General features: G+C 69.9%; 28 protein-coding genes. 19 read left to right on the top strand and 9 right to left on the bottom strand.

Going from position 1 to position 24,600, the window contains the following annotated elements:
• The 4 genes from A5714_RS16945 to A5714_RS16930 all read left to right on the top strand — a co-directional run.
• A partial coding sequence (locus A5714_RS16945) for an SAM-dependent methyltransferase (RefSeq protein WP_156747356.1) occupies positions 1–478 on the top strand: 478 nt, incomplete at its 5' end.
• A 27-nt stretch (positions 479–505) separates the two neighbouring features.
• Positions 506–1,447 (top strand): class I SAM-dependent methyltransferase, encoded by a 942-nt coding sequence (locus A5714_RS16940; protein ID WP_068286999.1) that lies wholly within the window; start codon positions 506–508, stop codon positions 1,445–1,447.
• 160 nt (positions 1,448–1,607) lie between these two features.
• Complete coding sequence (locus tag A5714_RS16935) at positions 1,608–3,029, top strand: aldehyde dehydrogenase family protein (protein WP_068286996.1); 1,422 nt, start codon at positions 1,608–1,610, stop codon at positions 3,027–3,029.
• Positions 3,030–3,086: 57 nt separating this feature from the next.
• Positions 3,087–3,950: an SDR family oxidoreductase gene (locus tag A5714_RS16930; RefSeq protein WP_068068591.1), complete on the top strand. Its 864-nt coding sequence runs from the start codon at positions 3,087–3,089 to the stop codon at positions 3,948–3,950.
• Here the strand turns inward: A5714_RS16930 and A5714_RS16925 are convergent.
• Both A5714_RS16925 and A5714_RS16920 read right to left on the bottom strand, forming a co-directional pair.
• A complete protein-coding gene (locus A5714_RS16925) occupies positions 3,947–4,777 on the bottom strand; it encodes a tyrosine-protein phosphatase (protein WP_068286993.1) in 831 nt (276 codons plus the stop codon). The genes A5714_RS16930 and A5714_RS16925 overlap by 4 nt on opposite strands.
• Positions 4,770–5,990, bottom strand: coding sequence for an acyl-CoA dehydrogenase family protein (locus A5714_RS16920; protein WP_197502794.1), 1,221 nt, complete (start codon positions 5,988–5,990; stop codon positions 4,770–4,772). The genes A5714_RS16925 and A5714_RS16920 overlap by 8 nt, the downstream gene beginning before the upstream one ends.
• Before the next feature lie 270 nt (positions 5,991–6,260).
• Here A5714_RS16920 and A5714_RS16915 point away from each other — a divergent pair, with 270 nt between their 5' ends.
• Genes A5714_RS16915 through A5714_RS16905 form a run of 3 tightly spaced genes read left to right on the top strand, consistent with a single transcriptional unit; the run spans position 6,261 to position 9,109 of the window.
• Complete coding sequence (locus tag A5714_RS16915) at positions 6,261–7,361, top strand: Re/Si-specific NAD(P)(+) transhydrogenase subunit alpha (protein WP_068286990.1); 1,101 nt, start codon at positions 6,261–6,263, stop codon at positions 7,359–7,361.
• Positions 7,362–7,685 (top strand): NAD(P) transhydrogenase subunit alpha, encoded by a 324-nt coding sequence (locus tag A5714_RS16910; protein WP_068068600.1) that lies wholly within the window; start codon positions 7,362–7,364, stop codon positions 7,683–7,685.
• Positions 7,682–9,109, top strand: a complete 1,428-nt coding sequence (locus A5714_RS16905; RefSeq protein ID WP_068286987.1) for an NAD(P)(+) transhydrogenase (Re/Si-specific) subunit beta — start codon at positions 7,682–7,684, stop codon at positions 9,107–9,109. The genes A5714_RS16910 and A5714_RS16905 overlap by 4 nt, the downstream gene beginning before the upstream one ends.
• A gap of 66 nt (positions 9,110–9,175) precedes the next feature.
• Here the strand turns inward: A5714_RS16905 and A5714_RS26185 are convergent, their stop codons facing one another.
• Positions 9,176–9,301 (bottom strand): hypothetical protein, encoded by a 126-nt coding sequence (locus A5714_RS26185; protein ID WP_156671236.1) that lies wholly within the window; start codon positions 9,299–9,301, stop codon positions 9,176–9,178.
• A gap of 149 nt (positions 9,302–9,450) precedes the next feature.
• On the opposite strand from A5714_RS26185, the gene A5714_RS16900 reads away from it, so the two are divergent.
• Positions 9,451–10,086 carry a TetR/AcrR family transcriptional regulator gene (locus tag A5714_RS16900; RefSeq protein WP_068068606.1) on the top strand — a complete coding sequence of 212 codons (636 nt, stop codon included), beginning with the start codon at positions 9,451–9,453 and terminating at the stop codon, positions 10,084–10,086.
• Here A5714_RS16900 and A5714_RS16895 read toward each other — a convergent pair.
• Entirely contained in the window at positions 10,083–10,973 is an 891-nt protein-coding gene (locus tag A5714_RS16895) for an alpha/beta hydrolase (RefSeq protein WP_068286984.1), read from the bottom strand. The genes A5714_RS16900 and A5714_RS16895 overlap by 4 nt on opposite strands.
• A 104-nt stretch (positions 10,974–11,077) precedes the next feature.
• On the opposite strand from A5714_RS16895, the gene A5714_RS16890 reads away from it, so the two are divergent.
• From A5714_RS16890 to A5714_RS16860, 7 genes are read left to right on the top strand one after another with little or no spacing between them, the layout of a single operon-like run.
• On the top strand, positions 11,078–12,178 hold the full coding sequence (locus tag A5714_RS16890; RefSeq protein WP_068068612.1) for a diacylglycerol kinase: 1,101 nt from the start codon (positions 11,078–11,080) through the stop codon (positions 12,176–12,178).
• 16 nt (positions 12,179–12,194) lie between these two features.
• Positions 12,195–12,938 (top strand): glucose 1-dehydrogenase, encoded by a 744-nt coding sequence (locus A5714_RS16885; protein ID WP_068286981.1) that lies wholly within the window; start codon positions 12,195–12,197, stop codon positions 12,936–12,938.
• Between the two features lie 39 nt (positions 12,939–12,977).
• Entirely contained in the window at positions 12,978–13,568 is a 591-nt protein-coding gene (locus tag A5714_RS16880) for a TetR/AcrR family transcriptional regulator (protein ID WP_068068618.1), read from the top strand.
• Between the two features lie 19 nt (positions 13,569–13,587).
• Entirely contained in the window at positions 13,588–14,418 is an 831-nt protein-coding gene (locus tag A5714_RS16875) for a cysteine hydrolase (RefSeq protein WP_082959795.1), read from the top strand.
• A complete protein-coding gene (locus tag A5714_RS16870; RefSeq protein WP_068286978.1) occupies positions 14,415–15,359 on the top strand; it encodes an aldo/keto reductase in 945 nt (314 codons plus the stop codon). Before A5714_RS16875 ends, A5714_RS16870 begins: the two co-directional genes overlap by 4 nt.
• A 52-nt stretch (positions 15,360–15,411) precedes the next feature.
• On the top strand, positions 15,412–16,002 hold the full coding sequence (locus tag A5714_RS16865; protein ID WP_068287005.1) for a DNA-3-methyladenine glycosylase I: 591 nt from the start codon (positions 15,412–15,414) through the stop codon (positions 16,000–16,002).
• Between the two features lie 28 nt (positions 16,003–16,030).
• Positions 16,031–17,380, top strand: coding sequence for an FAD-binding oxidoreductase (locus tag A5714_RS16860; protein ID WP_068286975.1), 1,350 nt, complete (start codon positions 16,031–16,033; stop codon positions 17,378–17,380).
• Positions 17,381–17,639: 259 nt separating this feature from the next.
• On the opposite strand, the gene A5714_RS16855 is transcribed toward A5714_RS16860, so the two are convergent.
• Genes A5714_RS16855 through A5714_RS16845 form a run of 3 tightly spaced genes read right to left on the bottom strand, consistent with a single transcriptional unit; the run spans position 17,640 to position 19,897 of the window.
• The gene (locus A5714_RS16855; RefSeq protein WP_068068696.1) at positions 17,640–18,185 is read right to left on the bottom strand and encodes a TetR/AcrR family transcriptional regulator; all 546 of its coding nucleotides are present in this window, start codon (positions 18,183–18,185) and stop codon (positions 17,640–17,642) included.
• A gap of 52 nt (positions 18,186–18,237) precedes the next feature.
• Positions 18,238–19,059 carry a thioesterase family protein gene (locus A5714_RS16850; protein ID WP_068286973.1) on the bottom strand — a complete coding sequence of 274 codons (822 nt, stop codon included), beginning with the start codon at positions 19,057–19,059 and terminating at the stop codon, positions 18,238–18,240.
• 19 nt (positions 19,060–19,078) lie between these two features.
• Positions 19,079–19,897 (bottom strand): SMP-30/gluconolactonase/LRE family protein, encoded by an 819-nt coding sequence (locus tag A5714_RS16845; protein WP_068286968.1) that lies wholly within the window; start codon positions 19,895–19,897, stop codon positions 19,079–19,081.
• A gap of 195 nt (positions 19,898–20,092) precedes the next feature.
• Between A5714_RS16845 and A5714_RS16840 the strand changes: the two genes are divergently transcribed.
• The 3 genes from A5714_RS16840 to A5714_RS16830 are packed head-to-tail and all read left to right on the top strand — an operon-like array spanning position 20,093 to position 23,106.
• Positions 20,093–20,983 (top strand): acyl-CoA thioesterase II, encoded by an 891-nt coding sequence (locus tag A5714_RS16840; protein ID WP_068286965.1) that lies wholly within the window; start codon positions 20,093–20,095, stop codon positions 20,981–20,983.
• 12 nt (positions 20,984–20,995) lie between these two features.
• On the top strand, positions 20,996–21,916 hold the full coding sequence (locus tag A5714_RS16835) for an LLM class F420-dependent oxidoreductase (protein ID WP_068286962.1): 921 nt from the start codon (positions 20,996–20,998) through the stop codon (positions 21,914–21,916).
• Positions 21,916–23,106 (top strand): acyl-CoA dehydrogenase family protein, encoded by a 1,191-nt coding sequence (locus A5714_RS16830; RefSeq protein ID WP_068286958.1) that lies wholly within the window; start codon positions 21,916–21,918, stop codon positions 23,104–23,106. The genes A5714_RS16835 and A5714_RS16830 overlap by 1 nt, the downstream gene beginning before the upstream one ends.
• Here A5714_RS16830 and A5714_RS16825 read toward each other — a convergent pair.
• Both A5714_RS16825 and A5714_RS16820 read right to left on the bottom strand, forming a co-directional pair.
• Positions 23,078–23,758 (bottom strand): DUF427 domain-containing protein, encoded by a 681-nt coding sequence (locus tag A5714_RS16825; RefSeq protein WP_068286955.1) that lies wholly within the window; start codon positions 23,756–23,758, stop codon positions 23,078–23,080. The genes A5714_RS16830 and A5714_RS16825 overlap by 29 nt on opposite strands.
• Before the next feature lie 9 nt (positions 23,759–23,767).
• Entirely contained in the window at positions 23,768–24,265 is a 498-nt protein-coding gene (locus A5714_RS16820; protein WP_082959794.1) for a helix-turn-helix domain-containing protein, read from the bottom strand.
• 89 nt (positions 24,266–24,354) lie between these two features.
• Here A5714_RS16820 and A5714_RS16815 point away from each other — a divergent pair.
• Positions 24,355–24,600 (top strand): NAD(P)H-binding protein (locus tag A5714_RS16815; protein ID WP_156747354.1); only part of this gene is annotated, 246 nt, incomplete at its 3' end.

The following is a 24,600-nucleotide window of genomic DNA, read 5'->3' as shown; positions in this document are numbered from 1 at the left end:
CGCGTCACCCGCCGCGATCCGCCGACCGGTCCCGGTGGACCTGCGCGACGACTGGCCGGCCGCGCTGCTCGGCGCGGGGTTCGACCGCACCGAGCCGACCGCCTGGCTGGCCGAGGGGTTGCTGCCGTACCTGCCGAGCGACGCCCAGGACCGGTTGTTCGAGAAGTTCACCGCGCTGAGCGCCGCCGGCAGCCAGGTCGCGATCGAGGCGTTCGGGATGAATTCACGGAGCAATTCGCAGCGCTGGCTGCGGATGCGGGAGCGGCTCGGCCTGGACGTCAACGTGCAGGCGCTCACCTATCACGAGCCGGACCGGACGGATGCCGCTGGGTGGCTGAGCGCCCACGGCTGGCAGGTGCACACCGTCAGCAATCGCGACGAGATGGCCCGGTTGGGCCGCCCGGTACCCGAGGAACTGACCGAGGAGGCGGTGCGCAGCACGCTGCTGCGGGCCCGGCTCGGCGAAGCGGAACACTGATCAGGGAGTTAGGCAAGGAGTAAGGCGATGAGCTCACTGCGTACCCACGACGACACCTGGGACATCAAGACCAGCGTCGGCAGCACCGCGGTGATGGTGGCCGCCGCGCGCGCCGTCGAGACCGAGCGGCCGGACCCGCTGATCCGCGACCCGTACGCCCGGTTGCTGGTGAACAGCGCCGGGGCGGGTGTGTTGTGGGAGCACATGCTCGACCCCGACGTCGCCGCCAAGATCGAAGCCCTGGACGCCGACTCCGCCGCCCAGCTCGAACACATGCGCAGCTACCAGGCGGTGCGCACGCACTTCTTCGACAGCTATTTCGCCGACGCCGTCGCCGCCGGGATCCGGCAGGTGGTCATCCTCGCGTCGGGGCTGGACTCCCGGGCCTACCGGCTGGACTGGCCGGCCGGTACCACGGTCTACGAGATCGACCAGCCGCAGGTGCTGGAGTTCAAGTCCGCGACGCTGTCCGAGCACGGCGCCACGCCGACCGCCGACCGCCGCGCCGTGGCCATCGACCTGCGCCAGGACTGGCCGGCCGCGCTGCGCGCCGCCGGGTTCGACGCCGCGGCGCCCACCGCGTGGCTGGCCGAGGGCCTGCTGATGTACCTGCCCGCGGAGGCGCAGGACCGGTTGTTCACCCAGATCGGCGAGCTCAGCCCGGCCGGCAGCAGGGTGTCGGCGGAGACCGCGCCCAGGCACGCCGAGGAGCGCCGGCAGCAGATGCGCGAGCGGTTCCGCAAGGTCGCCGACGAGCTGGGCCTGGAGGAGACCGTCGACGTCGGTGAGCTGATGTACCGCGACGAGCACCGCGCCGACGTCACCGAGTGGCTCAACCAGCATGGCTGGCGGGCGACCGCGCAGCGTTCGACGGACGAGATGCGCCGGCTGGGCCGCTGGATCGACAACGTGCCGCTGGCCGACGACAAGGACGCCTTCTCCGACTTCGTCGTCGCCGAGCGGCTGTAACGCCGGATCCGACCGCGCCGGGTGCGAGCGCCCGACGCGCGGCGTGTGCTGGCCGCCGCCAGACCGATCCTTCCCGACCGCTCTCCCAACCGGATGGTTAGGATCGCGGTTATCACCGATGAGCAGTCGTCCGCGTGCGGGCGGGCGCTCGGGAAGGACAATGATGACCACCGAATCGGTTGCTCCCACGACCTCCACCAACGGCACCGCCCCGCCGGTCGACGTCCCGGCCACCGTCGCGCGGCTGCGCAAAACCTATGCCACCGGCCGCACCCGCGACCTGGAATGGCGCAAGCGGCAGCTTCTCCAGCTGGCCAAGCTGATGGAAGAGAACGAAGGCGCGATCTCCGACGCGCTGGCCGCGGACCTGGACCGCAGCCCGTTCGAGGCGTTCATCGCCGACATCGCCACCACCGCCGGCGAGGCCAAGTACGCGGCCAAGAAGCTGCGCCGGTGGGCGCGCCGGCGCTACCAGCTGCTCGAGGTGCCGCAGCTGCCCGGCCGCGGCTGGGTCGAGTACGAGCCCTACGGCACCGTGCTGATCATCGGCGCCTGGAACTACCCGTTCTACCTGACGCTGGGCCCCGCCGTCGGGGCGCTCGCCGCGGGTAACGCCGTCATCCTCAAGCCCTCGGAGATCGCGGCGGCGTCCGCGCACCTGATGGCGGAGCTGGTGCCGCGCTACCTCGACAACGACGCCGTCGCCGTGGTCGAGGGCGACGGCGCGGTCAGCCAGGAGCTCATCGCGCAGGGCCTGGACCGGCTGCTGTTCACCGGCGGCACCGAGATCGGCCGCAAGGTCTACGAGGGTGCCGCGCCGCACTTGACCCCCTGCACGCTGGAGCTCGGCGGCAAGAGCCCGGTGATCGTCGCGGCGGACGCCGACGTCGACGTGGCGGCCAAGCGGATCGCCTGGATGAAGCTGCTGAACGGCGGCCAGACCTGCGTCGCCCCCGACTACGTGCTGGCCGACGCCTCGATCCGCGACCAGCTGGTCGACAAGATCGGCGCCGCGATCACGAAGTTCACCGCGGACAAGCCGGACGGCATGCGGCTGGTCAACCAGCGCCAGTTCGACCGGATCAGCGGTTACCTGGCCGGCGGGGACGGCAGGGTCGTCGTCGGCGGTGACTGCGACGCGTCCAGCCTGCGCATCAAGCCCGCGCTGGTCGTCGACCCCGACCCGGACGGGCCGTTGATGCAAAACGAGATCTTCGGGCCGGTGCTGCCCCTCATCACCGTCCAAAACCTCGACGAAGCAATCCGTTTCGTCAACTCACGGCCCAAGCCGCTGTCGGCGTACCTGTTCACCAAGACGCGCGCGACCCGTGAGCGGGTGATCAAGGAGGTGCCCGCCGGGGGCATGCTGGTCAACCACCTCGCGTTCCAGGTGTCCACCGCCAAGCTGCCGTTCGGCGGCGTGGGCGCGTCGGGCATGGGCGCCTACCACGGCAAGTACGGCTTCGAGGAGTTCAGCCACCGCAAGTCGGTGCTGACCAAGCCGACCCGGCCCGACCTGTCCAGCTTCATCTACCCGCCGTACACCGCCCGGGCCTTCAAGTTGGCCCGCCGCATGTTCTGACCCCGGCCCGGCGGCCGACGCCGGTACCGAACGAAGCCATCACAGGAAAGGAACCCGATGCCAGGAGTGCAGGATCGCGTCATCGTCGTCACCGGAGCCGGCGGGGGATTGGGCCGCGAATACGCGTTGACCCTCGCCAAAGAGGGCGCGAGCGTCGTCGTCAACGATCTCGGTGGATCCCGCGACGGCACCGGCGCCGGCCACAACATGGCCGACGAGGTGGTCAAGGAGATCAAGGACGCCGGTGGGCGAGCGGTCGCCAACTACGACAGCGTCGCCGAATCCGAGGGCGCCGAGGGCATCATCAAGACCGCGCTCGACGAATTCGGCGCCGTGCACGGCGTGGTCAGCAACGCCGGCATCCTGCGCGACGGCACCTTCCACAAGATGTCCTTCGAGAACTGGGACGCGGTGCTCAAGGTGCACCTCTACGGCGGCTACAACGTCATCCGCGCCGCGTGGCCGCACTTCCGCGAGCAGAGCTACGGCCGCGTCGTGGTCGCCACCTCCACCAGCGGGCTGTTCGGCAACTTCGGCCAGACCAACTACGGCGCCGCCAAGCTCGGCCTGGTCGGCCTGATCAACAGCCTGGCGCTCGAGGGCGCGAAGTACAACATCCACGCCAACGCCGTCGCCCCGATCGCGGCGACGCGCATGACCGAGGACATCCTGCCCAAGGAGGTGCTCGAAAAGCTCACCCCCGAGTACGTCGCGCCGGTGGTGGCCTACCTGTGCACCGAGGAAAACCCCAACAGCGCTTCGGTTTTCGTGGTCGGCGGCGGCAAGGTGCAGCGCGTCGCGCTGTTTCAGAACGACGGGATCAACTTCGACAAGCCCCCGACGGTCGACGACGTCGCCGCCCGCTGGGACGACATCACCGACCTGTCCGCGGCCAAGAAGGCCGACTTCAAACTGGGCTAGACGAGCAGTTCGTCACGCAGGCGGTCCACATCCGCCTGCGTGACGCCCGCGTCGCGTAGGTAGGCGTCCAGCGACCCGAACTGCGCGTCGATCGTCTCGCGGGCGGCGGCCAGGTACTCGGGGCGAACGCCGAGCACGCCGTCGGCCAGCCGGGCCTTGGTGAAAGTGACTACCTCCGGGGTCAATTCGACGTCGGAGCGCTGTTGAATCATCTCGTAGATGTGTTCGCGCAGCTGCGGCACCGCGGCGTTGCTGCGCAGATAGTCGGCGACGATGGTGTCGCGGTCGACGCCGACCGCCTCCAGCACCGTGGCGATCACGAAGCCGGTGCGGTCCTTGCCCGCGAAGCAGTGGGTGAGCACCGGGCGCCCCGCCGCCAGTAACGAAAAGACTTGGTGGACAGCGCGTTGCGCGCCGTTGCGGGTGGGGAATTGCCGGTATTCGTCGGTCATGTGGCGGACGGCGGCCTCGTTGACCTCGTCGTCGGTCTGGTCGGGGTTGCCCTCGAACAACCGCCGGAACGCCGTCTCATGCGGCGCGTCGTCTTTCGGGTCGGTCGCGTCCTCATCACCGAGATCGGGGAACGGCAGCAGGTGAATGTCGACGCCGTCGGGAACCAGGCCCGGGCCGCGGCGGGCGACCTCGCGCGCGGCGCGCAGATCGGCGACGTCGGTGATCCCCAACTGGCGCAACGTGCTACGGCCCGCGTCGTCGAGGCGGCTCAGCTCCCCGGAGCGAAACAGCCGGCCCGGCTTCAGCCCGGCCGTTCCGTCGGCGACGTCGCGGAAGTTCCAGGCGCCCGAAAGTTCGCGCACCGCGTCAGGCATGCGCGGTGACCGCCGCGGCGAGCGGGGACTTCTCGCGTCCGAGCTCGGCGCGCGCGATGGTCCGCATGTGCACCTCGTCGGGGCCGTCGAAGATCCGCATGGCGCGGTGCCAGCCGTACAGGCGGGCGAGCACGGTGTCGTCGCTGACGCCCGCGGCGCCGTGCACCTGAATGGCGCGGTCGATGACGTCGCAGGCCACCCGGGGGGCCACCGTCTTGATCTGGGACACCAGCAGGTGGGCCGCTTTGTTGCCGTGCTGGTCGATGGTCCACGCGGCCTTCTCGCACAGCAACCGGGCCTGATCGATTTCGTTGCGGGACTTGGCGATCGCCTCGCGGACCACGCCCTGCTCGGCCAGCGGTCGACCGAACGCCACCCGCTTCTGCACCCGGTCGACCATGAGGGCCAGCGCGCGTTCGGCGCCGCCGAGGGCCCGCATGCAGTGGTGGATGCGGCCCGGCCCCAGGCGGGCCTGGGCGATCGCGAAACCAGACCCCTCCTCGCCGAGCAGGTTGGTGGCGGGCACCCGCACGTTGTCGTAGACGATCTCGCAGTGGCCGTGCTGGTCTTGCCAGCCGAAGACCGGTGTGGAACGCACGACCGTGACGCCGGGCGTGTCGATGGGGACCAACACCATCGACTGCTGCTGGTGGCTGGCGGCCTCGGGGTTGGTGCGGCCCATGACGATGAGGACCTTGCAGCGCGGGTCGGCCGCGCCGGACGTCCACCACTTGCGGCCGTTGATCACGTAGTCGCCGCCGTCGCGCACGATCGACGTCTCGATGTTGCGGGCGTCGCTGCTGGCGACCGCCGGCTCGGTCATCGAGAAGGCGCTGCGAATCTCGCCGGCCAGCAACGGTTCCAGCCATTGCTTGCGCTGCTCGTCGGTGGCGAACAGGTGCAGCGTCTCCATGTTGCCCGTGTCGGGCGCTGCGCAGTTGATCGCCTCGGGCGCCAGTTCCAGGCTCCACCCGGTGATCTCGGCCAGGGGTGCGTACTCGAGGTTGGTCAGGCCCGACTCCGCCGGCAGGAACAGGTTCCACAGGCCGCGCTCCTTGGCCTTGGTCTTCAGCTCCTCGATGACCGGCGGGACGGTGTGATCGCGCGGGCCGGCTTCGTGGCGGTAGTGGTCGTAGTCGGCCTCGGCCGGAAAGACGTACTCGGTCATGAAGTCGGACAGTCGCTTGTGGTAGTCGTTGGCCTTGGCCGACATCGCGAAGTCCATGCCCGTCACCATAGGACACGTGTCGAAACGCCTCCCTTAAAGGTCACCGGTGTGAAGACGGTGCCGAGGGAGTCGCTCCGGGCCGTTCCGACACGGCCACCGCGGCCGGCCCGCGTCGACCGGTCCGCCCGCGGGTATCCCTGCCCGGGCGATCGGGCGTCCGGGGCGGAAACGGCCAGGCGTTAAGGTAGCGAAGCGCGCGGCCGAGCCTGCGCCATATTCATCGCAGGACCGCACGGGAAAGTAGATGCACGCGCCATGACAGATGCGCAGACGACGGTAGGGGTGGTCGCCGAGTCGGGGCCCGACGAGCGCCGGGTCGCGCTGGTGCCCAAGGCGGTGGCCTCGCTGGTGGGCAGCGGCGTCGCGGTGGTGGTCGACGCGGGCGCGGGTGAAGGGGCCCTGCTGCCCGATCAGCTCTACACGGAGGCGGGCGCCAGCATCGGCGACGCCTGGGCCGCCGACATCGTGGTCAAGGTGGCGCCGCCGAGCGCCGCCGAGGTCGCCAGGCTGCGCAGCGGGCAGACGCTGATCGGCTTCCTGGCGCCACGCAACGCGGACAACTCCATCGGCGCGCTCACCGCCGCCGGGGTGCAGGCGTTCGCGCTGGAGGCCATTCCCCGGATCTCCCGAGCTCAGGTCATGGACGCGCTGTCCTCGCAGGCCAACGTGGCCGGCTACAAGGCCGTCCTGCTGGCCGCCTCCGAGTCAACCCGGTTCTTTCCAATGCTGACCACCGCGGCGGGCACCGTGAAGCCGGCCAGCGTGCTGGTGCTGGGCGTCGGGGTGGCCGGGCTGCAGGCCCTGGCGACCGCCAAGCGGCTGGGCGCGAAGACCACCGGCTACGACGTGCGGCCCGAGGTCGCCGACCAGGTGCGCTCGGTGGGGGCGCAGTGGCTCGACGTGGGCATCGACGCGGCCGGCGAGGGCGGCTACGCCCGTGAGCTCACCGAGGACGAGCGGGCCCAGCAGCAGCAGGCGCTGGAGAAGGCGATCGCCGGGTTCGACGTGGTGATCACGACGGCGCTGGTGCCGGGGCGGCCCGCGCCGCGGCTGGTCACCGCCGCCGCGGTGGAGGCGATGAAGCCGGGCAGCGTCGTAGTCGACCTGGCCGGGGAGACCGGCGGCAACTGCGAGCTCACCGAGCCGGGGCAGACGGTCGTCCGCCACGACGTCACGATCGCCTCGCCGTTGAACCTGCCCGCGACCATGCCCGAGCACGCCAGCGAGCTGTACAGCAAAAACATCACGGCCTTGCTCGGCCTGCTGATCAAAGACGGCAAGCTGGCCCCCGATTTCGACGACGAGGTCGTCGCGGCGTCGTGTGTGACCCGCGCCGGCACCGGAGAGGACTCCTAGATGTACGACGAGCTGTTGGCCAACCTGGCGATCCTGGTGCTGTCCGGGTTCGTCGGGTTCGCGGTCATCTCCAAGGTGCCCAACACGCTGCACACGCCGCTGATGTCGGGCACCAACGCCATCCACGGCATCGTGGTGCTCGGCGCGCTGGTGGTGTTCGGCGAGGTCGAGCACCCGTCGCTGGCGGTGCAGATCGTCCTGTTCGTCGCGGTGGTGTTCGGCACGCTGAACGTCATCGGCGGCTTCATCGTCACCGACCGCATGCTGGGCATGTTCAAGGGCAAGAAACAGCCCGTCAAGACCGAGGACCTCGCCGCGAAATGAACTATCTGGTCACCGTTCTCTACATCGTCTCGTTCGCGCTGTTCATCTACGGCTTGATGGGCCTGACCGGCCCCAAGACGGCCGTGCGCGGCAACTTGATCGCCGCGGTGGGCATGGCGCTGGCCGTGGTGGCGACCCTGATCAAGATCCGCCACACCGACCAGTGGGTGCTGATCATCGCCGGCTTGGTCGTGGGCCTGGCCCTGGGCATCCCGCCCGCGCGGCTGACCAAGATGACCGCGATGCCGCAGCTGGTGGCCTTCTTCAACGGCGTCGGTGGCGGCACCGTCGCGCTGATCGCGCTGGCGGAGTTCATCGAGACCAGCGGGTTCTCGGCCTTCCAGCATGGCGAGTCGCCGACCGTGCACATCGTGGTCGCGTCGCTGTTCGCCGCCATCATCGGCTCGATCTCCTTCTGGGGTTCGATCATCGCCTTCGGCAAGCTGCAGGAGATCATCAGCGGCTCGCCGATCGGCTTCGGCAAGGCCCAGCAGCCGGTCAACCTGCTGTTGCTGGCCGCCGCGGCGGCCGCGGCGGTCGTGATCGGACTGCACGCGCACCCGGGGACCGGCGGGGTGTCGCTGTGGTGGATGGTCGGCCTGCTGGCCGCCGCCGGCGTGCTCGGCCTGATGGTGGTGCTGCCGATCGGTGGCGCCGACATGCCCGTCGTCATCTCGCTGCTGAACGCGATGACCGGCCTGTCGGCCGCCGCGGCCGGGCTGGCGCTGAACAACACCGCGATGATCGTGGCCGGCATGATCGTCGGCGCCTCGGGTTCGATCCTGACCAACCTGATGGCCAAGGCGATGAACCGCTCCATTCCCGCGATCGTCGCGGGCGGCTTCGGCGGCGGGGGAGTGGCGCCGGGGGGCGGCGGCGACGGTGCCGACCGGACCGTGAAGTCCACCTCGGCCGCCGACGCCGCGATCCAGATGGCCTACGCCAACCAGGTGATCGTGGTCCCGGGCTACGGCCTGGCCGTCGCGCAGGCCCAGCACGCGGTGAAGGACATGGCCGCGCTGCTGGAGAACAAGGGCGTCACGGTGAAGTACGCGATCCACCCGGTGGCCGGCCGGATGCCCGGGCACATGAACGTACTGCTGGCCGAGGCCGAGGTCGACTACGACGCCATGAAGGACATGGACGACATCAACGACGAGTTCGCCCGCACCGACGTCGCGATCGTCATCGGCGCCAACGACGTCACCAACCCGGCCGCCCGCAACGACGCCTCCAGCCCCATCTACGGCATGCCGATCCTCAACGTGGACAAGGCCAAGTCGGTGATCGTGCTGAAGCGGTCGATGAATTCCGGTTTCGCGGGCATCGACAACCCGCTGTTCTACGGTGAGGGCACCAGCATGCTGTTCGGTGACGCGAAGAAGTCGGTGACCGCGGTCGCCGAGGAGCTCAAGGCGCTGTAGCGGGGGCCGGCTGCGACGCCGGCGCGCGCGCATTCAGGCGAGCGCGCCCGGGGTGTGGGTGACCGCTCAGACGGGCGGGTACGCCGGCGGCGGGTAGCCGTTGCCGTCCTGGACGCCGCGCAAACCCCAGGTGAGATACCGGAAGAAGAACTCGATCTCGTCGCTGCCGTCGTAGTCCGGACTCGGATCCATCGTTCCCCACCTCTCGACTCAGCACGCTCGTCACGAAGTCTAGTCCCATGCGCCGCGGGGCCGTTAATGGTGATTTGCTTAAACTGTCCAACCAGTTGATTGATAGCGCACCGGCCTGGCCTGCCCGTGCCGACGATAGTGAGTGTGAGATGCCCGCCGACAGCATCACCCCCAGTGGGCTGACGCGCCGCGAGGAGTTGTTGGCCGTGGCCACCAAGCTGTTCGCGGCGCGCGGCTATCACGGCACCCGGATGGACGACGTGGCCGACGTGATCGGCCTGAACAAGGCGACGGTCTACCACTACTACGCGAGCAAGTCGCTGATCCTGTTCGACATCTACCGGCAGGCCGCGGAGGGCACGCTGGCCGCCGTGCACGACGACCCGTCGTGGACCGCGCGGGAGGCGCTCTACCAGTACACCGTTCGGCTGTTGACCGGCATCGCGGGCGACCCGGAACGGGCCGCCGTGTACTTCCAAGAACAGCCGTACATCACCGAGTGGTTCACCGCCGAGCAGGTCGCCGAGGTGCGCGAGAAAGAGGCGCAGGTCTACCACCATGTGCACGGCCTGATCGACCGCGGGATCGCCAGCGGCGAGTTCTTCGAGTGCGACTCCCACGTGCTGGCGCTGGGCTACATCGGGATGACGCTGGGCAGCTACCGCTGGCTGCGGCCCAGCGGCCGGCGGTCGGCCAAGGAGATCGCCGCCGAGTTCAGCACCGCCCTGCTGCGCGGATTGATTCGCGACGAGTCCATCCGCACCGACGCCCCGCTGGGGCCCTAGCCCGCCAGATGCTTGTCGAGGAACGCGATCTGATCCGCGACCACCCGCTCGAACGCCTCCCCGACGTAGATCGCGAAGTGGCCCTCGGGATAGCGCTTGACCTCCCCGCGGGGCGCCCGGGCCGCGTGCCGCAGCGTGGCCCCGGCGGGCGCGACGGAGTCGGAGTCGCACACGCAGAACAGGATGGGGCAGCTGATGTCGGGGGTGCGGCGCCCGGGCCGGTAGGCGCTGACCTGCAACGCGATCCGCGCGGCGACCTCGTTGGGGAAGTCGGCTCCGGGCGGCACCAGCGCCAGGTAGCCGGAGTAGGCGTCGGGGGTGCTCATCAGCGCGACGGAACCGGGCTCGCCCGCCGCCGGGATGAGGACCGGGGGCCTGCCCAGCCGGGCGCCCACCGTGTCGCGCACCGCCAGCGCGGTGATGCGCGCGGCGACGACCGGGTTGCCGATGGCGCGCAGTGAGGCCAGGCCGTCGGTGAAGGGGCACTGCGCGACGACGGCGGCGATGCCGGGCAACCGGGCCGCCGTGGCGATGGCGTGCCCGCCGGCGAACGAGGTGCCCCACAGCGCGATCCGATTGCGGTCGACCCCCGGCAGCGTGCGGGCGAAGTCGACGGCCGCCGCCCAGTCGGCGAGTTGCAGGCCGACGTCGAGCACCTGCCGTGGGCGCCCCCCGCTGTCCCCGAAGTTGCGGTAGTCGAACACCAGGCAGGCGTAGCCGGCCGCGCTGAAGCGCTCCGCGTAGGCGTCGAGGCGCATGGTGCGCACCGCGCCCAGACCGTGCGCCATCACCAGCAGCGGCACCGGCCCGTCAACCGGTGGGCGGTAGAGCCAGGCGCTGATCCGGTCGGCGCCGGAGGTGAACTCGACGTCCTCGCGTTGCGTCATCAGCGATTCATTGTGCCCGCCGCCGGGCGGCTTGGGGCCGGTATGCCAGGCCGATTTTATGGACTAGTGTCTAGAAAACTGGCCAGTTGGGGACGGAGACTCATATGGCGATTCGCGTCGCGCACGTCGGCACCGGGAACGTCGGCGGCTTGGCCCTGGCCCACCTCATCGGTAACCCGCAGTTCGAGCTGACGGGCGTCTGCGTCTCCACGCCGGAGAAGGTCGGGCGCGATGCGGGCGAGCTGTGCGGCGTCGGCCTGGAGCCCGGGGTGGTCACCGGTGTCGCGGCCGTCGACGACCTGGACGCCCTCATCGCCGGCAAGCCCGACTGCGTCGTGTACTGCGCGATGGGGGACACCCGGCTACCCGAGGCGATGGGCGACGTCATGCGGATCCTGGCCGCCGGCATCAACGTCGTCGGATCGTCGCCCGGGCTGCTGCAACACCCCTGGGGCGTCATGCCCGACAAGTACATCGGCCGCGTCGAAGACGCTGCGCGGCAAGGCAACTCGAGCGTCTTCATCAGCGGTGTCGATCCGGGATTCGCCAACGACCTGCTTCCGTTCGCGCTGGCCGGCACCTGCCGGCGCATCGAGCAGGTGCGCTGCATGGAAATCCACGACTACGCCAGTTACGCCGGCGAAGAGGTGATGACCTACATGGGGTTCGGCCGGCCCATGGACGAGATCCCGATGCTGTTGCAGCCGGGCATCTTGTCCATCGCCTGGGGCACCGCCATTCGTCAGCTGGCGGCCGGCCTGGGCATCGAGGTCGACGAGATCACCGAGTCCTACCAGCGCGAGCCGGCGCCCGAGGACTTCGACATCGCGGTCGGCCGCGTCGCCAAGGGCACCGTCGCGGTGCTGCAGTTCGAGATCCGCGGCATGGTCAAGGGCCACCCGGCCATCGTCATCGAACACGTCACCCGGCTGCGCCCCGACCTGCGTCCCGACCTGCCGCAGCCTGCCTCGGGCGACGGCTCGTACCGCATCGAGATCACCGGCGAGCCGTCCTACGCCGTGGACATCGTGCCGAGCAGCCGCAAGGGCGATCACAACCACGCGGCGATCGCCGGTGCGGCGGGCCGTATCGTCAACGCCATTCCCGCGGTGGTGGCGGCGCCGCCGGGCATTCGGACCACGCTGGACCTGCCGCTGGTCACCGGCAGCGGGCTGTACGCGCCGAGCACTCTGGTGAACACCTGAACGAAAGGAGACCCACGTGGGTCGGGTAGACGGAAAAGTTGCGCTCATCAGCGGCGGCGCCCGCGGCATGGGCGCCGAGCACGCGCGGCTGCTGGCCGAGGAGGGCGCCAAGGTGGTGATCGGCGACATCCTCGACGACAAGGGCAAGGCCGTCGCCGACGAGATCGGCGACTCCGTGCGTTACGTCCACCTCGACGTCACCCAGCCCGAGGATTGGGACGCCGCCGTGGCGACCGCGATCGAGGAGTTCGGCAAGCTCAACGTCCTGGTCAACAACGCCGGCACGGTCGCGCTGGGCCCGTTGAAGAGTTTCGACCTGGCCAAGTGGCAGAAGGTGATCGACGTCAACCTGACGGGGACGTTCCTGGGCATGCGGGTGGCCGTCGAGCCGATGATCGCGGCGGGTGGCGGTTCGATCATCAACGTGTCCTCGATCGAGGGCCTGCGCGGCGCGCCCATGGTGCACCCGTACGTGGCGTCCAAGTGGGCGGTGCGTGGCCTGGCCAAGTCGGCGGCGCTGGAGCTGGCCAAGCACAGCATCCGCGTCAACTCGGTGCACCCCGGCTTCATCCGCACCCCGATGACCGCGCACCTGCCCGACGACATGGTCACCGTCCCGCTGGGGCGCCCGGCCGAGTCGCGAGAGGTGTCGACGTTCATCCTGTTCCTCGCCAGCGACGAGTCGTCCTACGCCACGGGCAGCGAGTTCGTGATGGATGGCGGCCTGGTCACCGACGTGCCGCACCGGGACCTGTTCTAGGCGCGGCAAAATAGCCGACCGGTCGACTATCCTTGGGCGGTGCCCCGACCACCCAATCCTGACGTGCGACGCCGGCTACTTGCGGCGGGGCTCGAGCTGATCCATGCACACGGGTTCGCCGCCAGCGGCGTGAAGGACATCACCGATGCTGCCGGGATCCCGAAGGGGTCGTTCTACGCCTACTTCGCCAGCAAAGAGGCCTTCGCCGCGGCGCTCGTCGCGCACTATTGGGGCGACATCGAGGCGCGGCTCCTGCCGATACTCGAGCGAGACGGCGCGGCGGGTGACCGCATCGTCCGGTTCTTCCACGCGCTCGCCGACGACCATGAGGCGGGCGACTTCCTGCTCGGCTGCCTGGTGGGCAACCTGTCGCTGGAGCTCGGCGGGGTGAGTGAGCCGATCCGCGCCGAGCTGCTGCGGATACTCGACCGCTGGGGGTCGGTGCTGGCGGCGTGCGTACGTACGGGACAGCGCCCGGCCGGGGACGTCCGGGGCGACCTGGACGCCGACGACTTGGCCTGCGTGCTGATCGAGGCGTGGGAGGGCGCGGCGCTGCGCGGCAAGGTCACCCGTAGCCGCGCCCCCTACGACCGTTTCGAGACCGCGACGGTCCCGGCGCTGTTGCGCTAAGTGTTGGCGTTGTCGCGGAATGCGGCGAGCGCTGCCGCGCTTGTTTATAGACGACCGGTCAGTTATCTTGAACCGATCGCCCGCCCACCTCCGAGGACCGCCCGTGCCAGAGCTGAACCCGTATCCCGAGCCGCAGAATCCGGCACTGCCGCCGTCCGGCTTCGCGCTCGATGTAGAGCGCGCCGCGCTCGTCGTCACCGACCCGCAGATCGACTTCCTCAGTCCCGAAGGCGCCGGATGGCCGGTATTCGGGGACAGCATCCGCGACAACCACACCGTCGCCCATATCGGGGAGCTCCTGCGCTCGGCGAAGCTGGCCGGCATCACCGTCGCGGTGTCCCCGCACTACTTCTACCCGACCGACGACCAGTGGCGGTTCGGTGATCCGCTGGAGCGTTTTATGGCGGCCGCCGGCATGTTCCGGCGTCAAAGCGCCTACGCAGCGGGCGGATTCACCGACTCCGGCGCGGACTTCCTGCCGGCCCTGCGCCACGACATCTGCGACGGGCGGACGGTTATCGTCTCGCCACACAAGATCGTCGGCCCCGAGTCCAACGACCTGGTGCTGCAATTACGCAAGCGCGGCGTGAGCCAGGTCGTGCTGGCCGGGATGGCGGCCAACCTGTGCGTCGAGGGCCACTTGCGCGAACTCATCGAGCAAGGCTTTGAGGTGGTCGTCGTCAAGGACGCCACGGCGGGGCCGCGGCTGCCCGAAGGCGACGGCTATTCGGCGGCGTTGGTGAATTTCCGCTTTCTCGCCAGCGCACTGTGGACCACGGCGCAAGCCGTCGCGGCGCTGAATCCGGCGCCGAAACCAGCAATGGTCACGCAAGGAGGCCAAAGCGCATGACACACAACGACGATCTCAGCCAGCAAAGGTTCGCCCTGAACCACGGCGGCGGTGCCATCCCGGCGCTCGGATTCGGGACGTCACTGTCCGATCGCACGCAAACTGTCCGGGCCGTGAAAGCCGCGGTCGAGGTGGGGTTTCGCCACCTCGATGCTGCCGAGCGGTATCGCAACGAGGCAGAAGTCGGAGCGGCACTGCGAGAGTTGTTCGCCGACGGCATCATTCGGCGCGAAGACGTCTTCGTGACCACCAAGCTGTGGAACAACAACCATCGCCCCGAACGGGTCGAGCCGGCCTTAAAGGCCAGCTTGCACAAACTGGGGCTGGACTCCGTCGACCTCTACCTGGTTCACACGCCGTTCGCCTTCGCCCCCGGCGACGACCAAGACCCGCGTGACGCGCAGGGCAACATCGTCTACGACGACGGGGTGACGCTGCGGGAAACGTGGAACGCGATGGAATCCCTTGTCGATGACGGGCTTGCCGGGTCTATCGGCCTGTCCGACATCGACGCCGAAGGCACCCGAGACATCGTGGAGACCGCCCGCATCATCCCGGCCGTCGTGCAGGTCGAGTCGCACCCCTATCACCCGCAGTGGGAGCTGCACGAGCTCTGCCGCGCGCACGGAATCGTGTTGCTGGCGTTCGCATCGCTCGGCCACGCGCTGGAACCGCGACTCCTCGACGACCCATTGATCGTCTCGATCGCCCAAGGTGTGGGCAGCACCCCCGCACAGGTGTTGTTGGCCTGGGGGATTCAGCGCGGCACCGCCGTGCTGACGTCGTCGGTCAACCCGGCCCGCATCCGCGAGAACTTCAATGTCAGTGCGTTGCCCGACGACGCAATCCGGCAGATCAACGAGGGTCTGGAAACCCGCATCCGGTTCAATTCTGTTGTGGTGGGCGGCGATCCGGGGTTTGCGGAGGTGCCGCGCGGTTGATGGGGTCAGCAGGCCGCGCACGGCCCTGCGGCAGGCTATTGCCGTGAAGGCGATGGCCGGTGTCGGCGTGCCGGCGCACCTGCCCACGGTGGTGCGTGGCGCCGACGGCGTCACCCGCTGCCGCTGGGCCACCGAGACGGGCCGCGACCTGACGGCCTACCACGACCGCGAGTGGGGAACGCCGGTGTACGACGAGGCGGCGCTGTTCGAGGCGCTCGCGCTGACGTACTTCGAGAACGGCCTGTCCTGGGCGCTGGTCTTCGACAAGCGGGACAACCTGCGGGCGGCGTTTCGCGGCTTCCGGCCAGCCGACGTCGCGGCGATGACCGCCGACGACGTCGAACGTTTGCTGGCCGACGCCACGATCATCCGGCACCGCGGCAAGATCGAGGCGACGGTGCACAACGCGCGGCTGCTGACTCAACAGCCGCTGGCGCCGCTGGCGTGGGCGCATCGGCCGCGTCGGCCGCACCGGTTGCGGGGCTGGGACGACGGCCGGATGACCAGCCCGGAATCGCGGGCCCTCTCGGTGTCGTTGCGGCGCTCAGGTTTTCGCTATGTCGGCCCGATCGTGGCGCACTCCTTCATGCACGCCGTCGGCATCGAGAACGGTCACTTCGACGGCTGCTTCCGCGCTCCTTGAGCGCCAGCGGCGTGCTATAACCGCGAGCATGCCCGCCAGCCTCGACGCCCTGAAGGGGATCGTCGGCCCGACCCACGTCGTCACCGACCCCGACGTCGTCGCCGGGCGCAGCGTCGACTACACCGGCCGCTATCGCGGCGCGGCCAGCGCCCTGGTGCGACCCGGCTCGGCGGCGGAGGTGGCCGCGGTGTTGCGGGCGTGCCGCGACGCCGGGACCCACGTCACCGTCCAGGGTGGCCGCACCTCGCTGGTGGCAGGAACCGTCCCCGAGCATGACGACGTGTTGCTGTCCACCGAGCGATTGCGCGAGGTCGGCGACGTCGACACCGTCGAGCGCCGGGTCCGGGCCGGCGCGGGGGCCACGCTGGCCGCGGTGCAACAGGCGGCCGGCGCGGCCGGACTGGTGTTCGGAGTGGACCTGGCCGCCCGCGACACCGCGACGGTCGGCGGGATGGCCGCCACCAACGCCGGCGGGTTGCGGACCGTGCAATACGGCAACATGGGCGAGCAGGTGCTGGGTCTGCAGGTGGCGTTGCCGGACGGGTCCCTGTTGCGCCGCCACAGCCAGGTCCGGCGCGACAACACCGGTTATGACCTGCCGGCGCTGTTCGTGGGCGCCGAAGGCACCCTCGGCGTCATCACGGAGTTGGAGCTGCGGCTGCACCCGACGCCGTCGCACCGGGTGACCGCGGTCTGCGGGTTCGCCGACCTCGACGCGCTCGTCGACGCCGGGCGCACCTTCCGCGACGTCGACGGCGTCGCCGCCCTGGAGCTCATCGACGGGCGCGCCGCGGCGCTCACCGCCGAACATCGCGGTGTCGGCTCCCCGGTCGAGGGGGACTGGCTGCTGCTGGTCGAGCTGGCCGCCGACCACGATCAGACGGAGCGGCTCGCCGACCTGCTCGACGGTGTGCGGCTGGTCGGCGAACCCGCGGTAGGCCTGGATCTTGCCGCACAACAACGGCTTTGGCAGCTGCGCGAGGCGCTCGCCGACGTGCTCGGCGTGTACGGGCCGCCGCTGAAGTTCGACGTGTCGCTGCCGTTGGCGGCGATCGACGAGTTCGCCCGGGATGAGGTCGATTTGGTGGCCGAGCACGCGCCCGACGCGCTGCCGGTGTTGTTCGGGCACGTCGGCGAGGGCAACCTGCATCTCAACGTGCTGCGCTGTCCGGCCGAGCGCGAGCAGCGGCTGTACGAGCCGATGATGGAGCTGATCGCCCGGCGCGGCGGCAACGTCAGCTCCGAGCACGGGGTCGGCAGCCGCAAACGCCCCTACCTTCAGATGTCGCGGGAGCCCGCGGACGTGGCCGCGATGCGGGCCGTCAAGGCCGCGTTGGATCCGACGGGCTACCTCAACGCCGCGGTGCTGTTCGCCTAGCGAGGCGACTTTCCCCGCGGTGCGATCGCCGCGAATGTCACTGTGTGCGAACAGCTGTAGGCGACGGGATACGAAGTGGCCAACCAGGGGGAATCCGCCGGGCCGCTAGCCGGAAGCCGTGCGCTCGCTCAACGTTTCACGTCGCGCACGTCGGCGATGCCGTTGGGCAGCAGCACCACCGCAGCCGGAAGCTGCACACCACAATATGGCGTCGCTCGCGGGGGCCGCTATCAGATTTACAGGGAAAGCGGTCGGCGGTTCAGCTGCCCTTGATTCCCACCGCGTGCCGCAGCTGCGCCAGGAACTGGTCGGCGTCGTCGCTGCGAACGATGTAGTGCGAGATCGCGATGCGGATCACGGTGGCCGCCTTCACCGCGGCGTTGGGCCCGGGCATGTGGCGCTGCAGCCCCTCGCGCATCTGCGGAATGACGCCGGAGAACTGGGCGATGGTGTATTCGGGTTCCACGTCGACCATGCGCACCCCGGAGTACGAGTGCTGGTATTCGACGATGAACCGCAGCACGGCGTCGAGCTTGTCGACGCCCTTGAGACCCGCCGTCGCCTTGACCAGTCCGCTCTCGAAGATTTGGCGCTCGTAGTGCGAAAACGCCGCCAGCAGCTCCTCCTTGGAGGCGAACCAGCGGTACAACGTCGGGCGGGACACCCCCGCCTGGTTGGCGACGTCGGACAGGCTGAGCTTGGTCTTGCCGTTGCGGCCGAGCACCTCGGCGGTCGCCGAGAGGATGCGCTGGCGCGTCGAGGTGTCGTTGTCGGCGATCGTCGTCGCCCGGGCCGGCTGGCTCATGAGTTCCACGTTCCGAGGGGTCGCCGAGGTGTCATGGTCGTTCGCTCCCACGTTAGGCCCGATCCGGGCGCCGGCGCACCAGCACCGACTGCTGGATGGCGCCCACCGCGCCGCGCTCGTCGAACAGTGTGCCGACCGTCGTCCCGATGCCGTCGGGCCCGTAGCTGGTCTCGGCGCGGATGCCGACCCAGTCCCCGTCGGGGACGCGGAAGACGTGCACGGCCAGGTCGGTGTTGAGGAAGGTCCACTTCTTGATGTCGAGCTTGCTGCCGATGCCGTTGGCGCAGTCGGCCACCGCGAACAGCCGCTCCAGCGGAGTCATCGACTCGCCGGTGACCAGATCCACCGTCGGGTGAATCCAGCTCTCCCCGGGACCCTCGCTCAGTGGCTCGGTCAACCACAGCCAGTCCAGGCTGTGCACATAGTTGCGGTCCCAGTCGCGCGCCTTGAGGTTGCGGTTGAAGGCCTCGGCCCGCGGGCGGGGCAGCGGCGCGGACGCGTGCGCCAGCGACCGGGTGTCCTGGTGCTGCAGGCGCCATCCGGTGGCCCGCGCCACCGGGCGCGGCGCCCCGTCGGGACCCGGGGCCAGCATCTCGGCGCCGACGAGCTCGATCTGCTTGCCGGGGCGCTGCACCTGTGCCCGCACCCACAGGTCGCCCTCGGCGGGCACCCCACCCAGCAGGTCGACGACAACGCGGCTGAGCCGGGTATCGGCGCGCCGCTCGCAGCGCTCCAGCGCCCGCACCAGCAGCGCCGACACCGGCCCGCCGTGCTGAATGGACGCCGACCAGGTACCGCGGGCCAGATCCGTCGCCCGGAATCGTTCCCCCAACGCGGCGGCGTGGTCGATCAGCTCGTAATAGGAGTCCGTCATCGCCAGCCCTTCTTCCCTGTCAGGGCAGACCGGCGCCGGGAGTGTCGACCGTGACGGCGTCCAACCGGGACAGCCTGGTGCCTGCCAGGCGCTGAGGATAAGCGTCCGTGCTCGACAGCAGGAACAGTGTGCGGCCTTGCGGGCCGCCGAGGGCGCACGCGACGGCCACCCGCTCGCCCATGTCGATGCGGTCGGTGACGGCGCCGCCGGCGACGATCCGCTCGAATTGATGGGCCAGGGTCATCGACGCCCACACGGCGCCGTCGGCGTCCAGGGCGATGCCGTCGGGCGGGCCGTCCAGCGCGTCGGCGAACACCCGCCGGTCGGTCAGCCCGCCGTCCTCGCCGATGGTGAACGCCGTGAGCCGCCTGCCGGTCGATTCGGCGACGATCAATGTGGCCCGATCCGCGGTGATCACCATGCCGTTGGGAAAGTCGAGGTCCTCGGCCACCACCGTGGCGCTGTCGTCCGGGTCGAGCCGGATCAGCACGCCGCCGTGCCGCGCTTGCGAACCGATGTAGGCGCGGCCGGCGTCGTCGACGACCATGTCGCCGAGGTCGGCGGGCGCCAGGTCGGCGAGATCGGCGATGGTGACCACGGTCTCCCCGTCGTAGCGCAGCACCTGGCGGTCCTCGGATGACGCGATCAGCAGGCAGCCGTCGGGCCGGAAACCCAGGCCCGACGGGGTGTGGCCGGGCAGCGGCAGGGTGGTCACCGAGCCGCCCATGGTCGCGGTGTGCACCGCCTCGCCCAGCATGTCGGAGAACCACAGCAGCCCCTCGAACCAGCGCGGCCCCTCGCCGAAGCAGAACCCGTTGGCCAGCGGCTCGGGGATCATCGGCTCAGGCCGTCGGCCGTAACTGCGTTACAAAACACCGCAGAAGTGTCATGCAGTGCGGGTGCCGGTGTCAATCCGCGGCGCTGCCGGCCCGGCGCGGGCGGGGCTCGTTAGCCAAGCTTTACAAAGCACGGGTCAAGTGTCACGCTGTGCGGTGAGCTGCGCTCGCCCGGGATGACGAGAGAGGGAGCGGACTTGACGAAGGCTTCTGAGCACGCTGAGCAGACGCAGTGGAGCGTCCAGGGTTTGCTGGACCTGTTCGACGTGCGACCCGATGGCGACGACCGGTTCACCGGTGACACCGGCATCGCGACCGGCGACGAACGCCAGGTGGTCGAGGGCACACAGGTGCTCGCTCAGGCAATCGTGGCGGTGGCCAAACGATTTCCGGACAAGTCGGTGCGCTCGGCGCACGCGGTCTTCTCCCGGGCGGTCGCCGTCGGCCCGCCGATCGAGCTGGCGCTCGACGTGGTGGCCGAGGGTCGCTCGACCGCGACGGCCGTGGTCGCCGTGCATCAAAACGGCCGCCGCTGCCTGAGCATCACGGTGCTCGCCGACGTGCCGACCGCAGACGTCATCCGGCATCACCTGCCGCGCCCCGACGTCGCCGCCCCGGCCGACGCCAACCACGCCGAGATGCCGATGATCGGCCGGGACCTGCGGCTGGTCGACGTGGTGGACGTCAACAGCCCCGACGAGGTGGGCCCCCCGGAGCTGCACGCCTGGCTGCACTACGACCCCATCCCGGCCCGCGACGACCTGGCCAAGGCGCTGCTGGCCTACTTCACCGGACATTTGGGCATCTCCACCACGATGCGCGCGCATCCCGGCATCGGCACCGCCCAGGCGCACCTCACCGTCTCGACCGCACCGATGACCATCTCGGTGGCCTTCCACGAACCGGTGCGCTGGGACGGCTGGCTGCTCTACACCCACGAGAGCACTCAGGTCGGCGCGGGCATGTCCTACGTACGCGGTGCCGTGCACGCCGAGGAGGGCGCCCTGCTGGCGTCGTTCGCGCAGGAGGCGCTGATCAGGCCGTTGCGCACCACCGACGCCGCGATCGACTCCCGGGCGCGGTTCTGACGGCGAGTTCCCGTGCGCTTCACCATCACTCACCCGATGCACAGCCATCCGTACAACCCGGAGCTGCTCAGCGGGGACGGCATCGCCAGGGTGGCGGCGGCCACCGAAGCGGCCGGCATCCACGGCTTCGGATTCACCGATCATCCCGCGCCGTCGCAGCGCTGGCTCGAGGCCGGGGGCCATGACGCCGTGGACCCGTTCGTGGCGCTGGGTTACGCGGCGGCGGTCACCACGACGCTGCGGCTGATCCCCAACGTCGTCGTGCTGCCGTATCGAAACCCGTTCGTGGTGGCCAAGTCCGGCGCGACCCTGGACCTGCTGTCGGGGGGGCGGTTCACCCTCGCCGTCGGGGTCGGCTACCTCAAGCGGGAGTTCGCGGCGCTGGGGGTCTCCTATGACGAGCGCGCCGAGCTGTTCGAGGAGGCGTTGCGGGTGATCCGGGCCATCTGGACCGGCGACGACGTCACGTTCGAGGGCAAACACTTCAGCGCCCGCGGGATCACCGCGCACCCGCGCCCGATCAGCGACCCGCACCCACCCATCTGGATCGGCGGCAACACCGCGGCGTCCCGTCAGCGGGTGGCCCAGTACGGCGACGGCTGGTGCCCCTTCCCCGCACCGCCACACCTGGCGCAGACGGCGGGCACCGCCGTCATCGACTCGGTGCGGGCGCTGTCGGAGTGCATCGACGACCTGCGCCGCCGGTGCGACGCGGCGGGCCGGGACTTCTCGACGCTCGACGTCACCTTCACCAACGTCGAGGGCGGCAGCCCGGCGACGGACGACTTCCAGGCAGACGCCTACCTGAACGGCCTGGAAAAGCTTGCTGCGGTAGGGGTTACGTGGGTCAGCGTGCACCTGCCCGGCGACAGCGTGGCGCACGCGCTGGAAACCCTCGACCGGTTCCGGACCCGAGTGGTCGAGGCTCTCTGATGGACTTCTCCCGCGTCGACCTCGACGCCGACGACGCGGCGTTCCTTCAGCAGACCCGGGCCTTCGTCGAAAAGCACGTCACCGACGAGGTGCGCGCCCGCGACCGGCGGACGGGTGAAAACTTCGACGAGCAGGTGCATTTGGCGCTGGGCGAGGCCGGATATCTGGCGTGGGACTGGAACTGTGAGGCCGAGGGCGGCTTCACCCCGCTGCGCCGCCGCATCTTCGAGCTGGAGATCGCCCGGGCCCACACGCCCTGGTATCACTGGGGGACGACGTCCGTCGTCGCCCGGCTGGTGCAACAGTTCGGCGCGCCGGAGCTGACCGACCGGGTGCTGCCGGGGGTGCTTTCCGGTCAGATCCGGCTCTGTCTGGGCTACACCGAGCCCGACGGCGGCTCCGACGTCGCCACCTGCAAGACCCGCGCGGTCCGGGCGGCCGACGGGGCGTGGATCATCAACGGCGCCAAGATGTTCACGTCGAACGCCCATAACGCCCAATACGTCTTCTTGCTCACCAACACCGATCCCCAGGGGCGCAAGCACCGCAACCTGACCATGTTCCTGGTGCCGCTGGATTCGCCGGGCGTCGAGATCCGGGGCATTCGCACCGTGGACGGCGACCGCACCAACATCGTCTTCTACAGCGACGTGCGGGTCGACGATCTCTACCGGATCGGTGAGGTCAACGGCGGGTGGACGGTGATGCGTTCGGCGCTGGATTCCGAGCACGGCATCGGCGAGCGCGACGAGCACGGCCTGCAAGAGATCGCGACGATGGCCGGCCACGGGAACCTGATGGCGGAGGCGGTGGACGCGGTCGCGGCGGCGCTGTCACGGGCCGGCCCGGACGGTCGGCGGCCGGTGGACGACCAGGCCGTCGCGTACCGGCTCGGGCGCTGTGTCGCACGGGTCGAGGCGGCGCAGGGCACGCCCACCATGTTCGGGCGCGTCGCGATCGCCCAGACCATGCGCGACGTCTCCACGGAACTGATGGACCTGCTCGGCGCCGCCGGCGCCCTGCCGACCGACGCCGAGGGTTCACCCGATGGCGGCGCGGCCGAATACGTGTTCCGGCTGGCGGTACCGACCGGCATCTATGGCGGCACCCTCGAGGTGTTCCGCAACATGATCGCCGAGCACGCCCTCGGACTGGGCCGCGCTAGTTACGGCCAGGCAACTGCGCTGTGACGTCCGCGCGCGCCGGGTCGAAGCTCAAAAAGCCCTTGATCGGCAGGCTTTCCGGCGGCGGCTCCGGGTAACTCCAAGCGACGTCGTCGACCACACGGTCCGCCCCGACGAACGACCAGTAGGTGGCGTAACCCTTGTAGTTGCAGTAACTCGTCGTTGTCGACGGGCGCAGCAGCTCGCCGCGCACCAGCGCCGGATCGACGTAAAGCCTTGGCTCCAAAGCGGTTTCGAAGACAATCATGGTGTCTACCGTGTCCACCAGTGTCACGCCGCCGATGCGGACCCGCAGGCGGCGCGTTGTCGGGCGGCAGTCGACCCGGTGGTACGGATTGGGCGGATAGTGCACGAGTTCGCGGCCCTCCTCCCGCCAGGTGTCGACCGCGTCCCACGGCACCCGGACATGTCCCGGCGCCTCCGGCTCCGGCTCGGCCGGAAGGTCACCGACCTCCTCGGCGGGAAACAGGTAGCTCAGCGGCTGGCCGCGCCGGTGGATCAGCAGGGCCCGTTCGGTGTCGATCACCAGCGCGCCGGCGCGCCAGGCCTGCACGCGGCGCGGGTGGGGCTCCACGTAGACGACGCCGGGCGGGACCGCGGGCGAGAACCACCCGGCCGGCTCGGCGCTGAGCGGGCCGCGCCCGGCTACCAGGGTCATCTTGTGAGGCTAGACCGCGGCCGACGCGCCACGCCCGCCGCCGGCGCGCCGGATCCGGATGTCGGCCGAGCGGCGCTGGGCGGGGTCGTCGCCGGCCGATACCCGCACCCGCACGGCGCGCCCGGTGTCGGCGTCCACGAACGCCAGCGGGGCCGCGCCGTCCTGGAGGTGGGCGTCCCCCCACTGCACCAGCGCCAGGAAGACGGGCAGGAAATCCTCGCCGGCGTCGGTGAGCTGGTACTCGTCGCGGGCGCGGCGCCCGGGCTCCCGGTACGGCACGCGGACGACGATGCCGGCCGACTCCAGCTGCTTGAGCGCCCGCGACACCGCCGGTGCCGACGTGCCGATTCTCTCCACGAAGTCCTCGAAACGCGTTGTGCCGAAGAACAATTCGCGGACCACCTGGAAGGCGGTCTTGGTGCTGAGCAGTTCGAGGACCTTCGACATCGAGCAGGCGTCGGTGACCGACCAGCGTCGGCGATCCTGCAGTTGCTCCTCGAGCTCCACCGCCTCACCCCTTGACTAACGCTTGCGTTATGCAGATCCTGGTGCTTACATCGTAACTAACGAACTCGTTACTCAGCAAGGAGGCGGACATGGCCGCGCAGCGGTTGTTCCTCATCACCGGCGCCACCGGAAAGACCGGGGCGCCCACCGTCAAGATCCTGCGCGACGCGGGCCATCGGGTCCGCGCGTTCGTGCACCGCGCCGACGAGCGCTCCGCGCCGCTCGCGGCGCTCGGCGCCGAGATCGTCGAGGGCGACCTGCTCGACTTCCGCGCCGTCAGCTCGGCGATGGCGGGCGTCAGCGCCGCGTATTTCTGCTACCCGATCGCGCCGGGC

This window comes from Mycobacterium sp. E2462, from assembly GCF_001672685.1.
GTDB lineage: Bacteria > Actinomycetota > Actinomycetes > Mycobacteriales > Mycobacteriaceae > Mycobacterium.
Note: the sequence above shows the minus strand (reverse complement) of the source record. Positions and strands in the feature narration are given on the sequence as shown.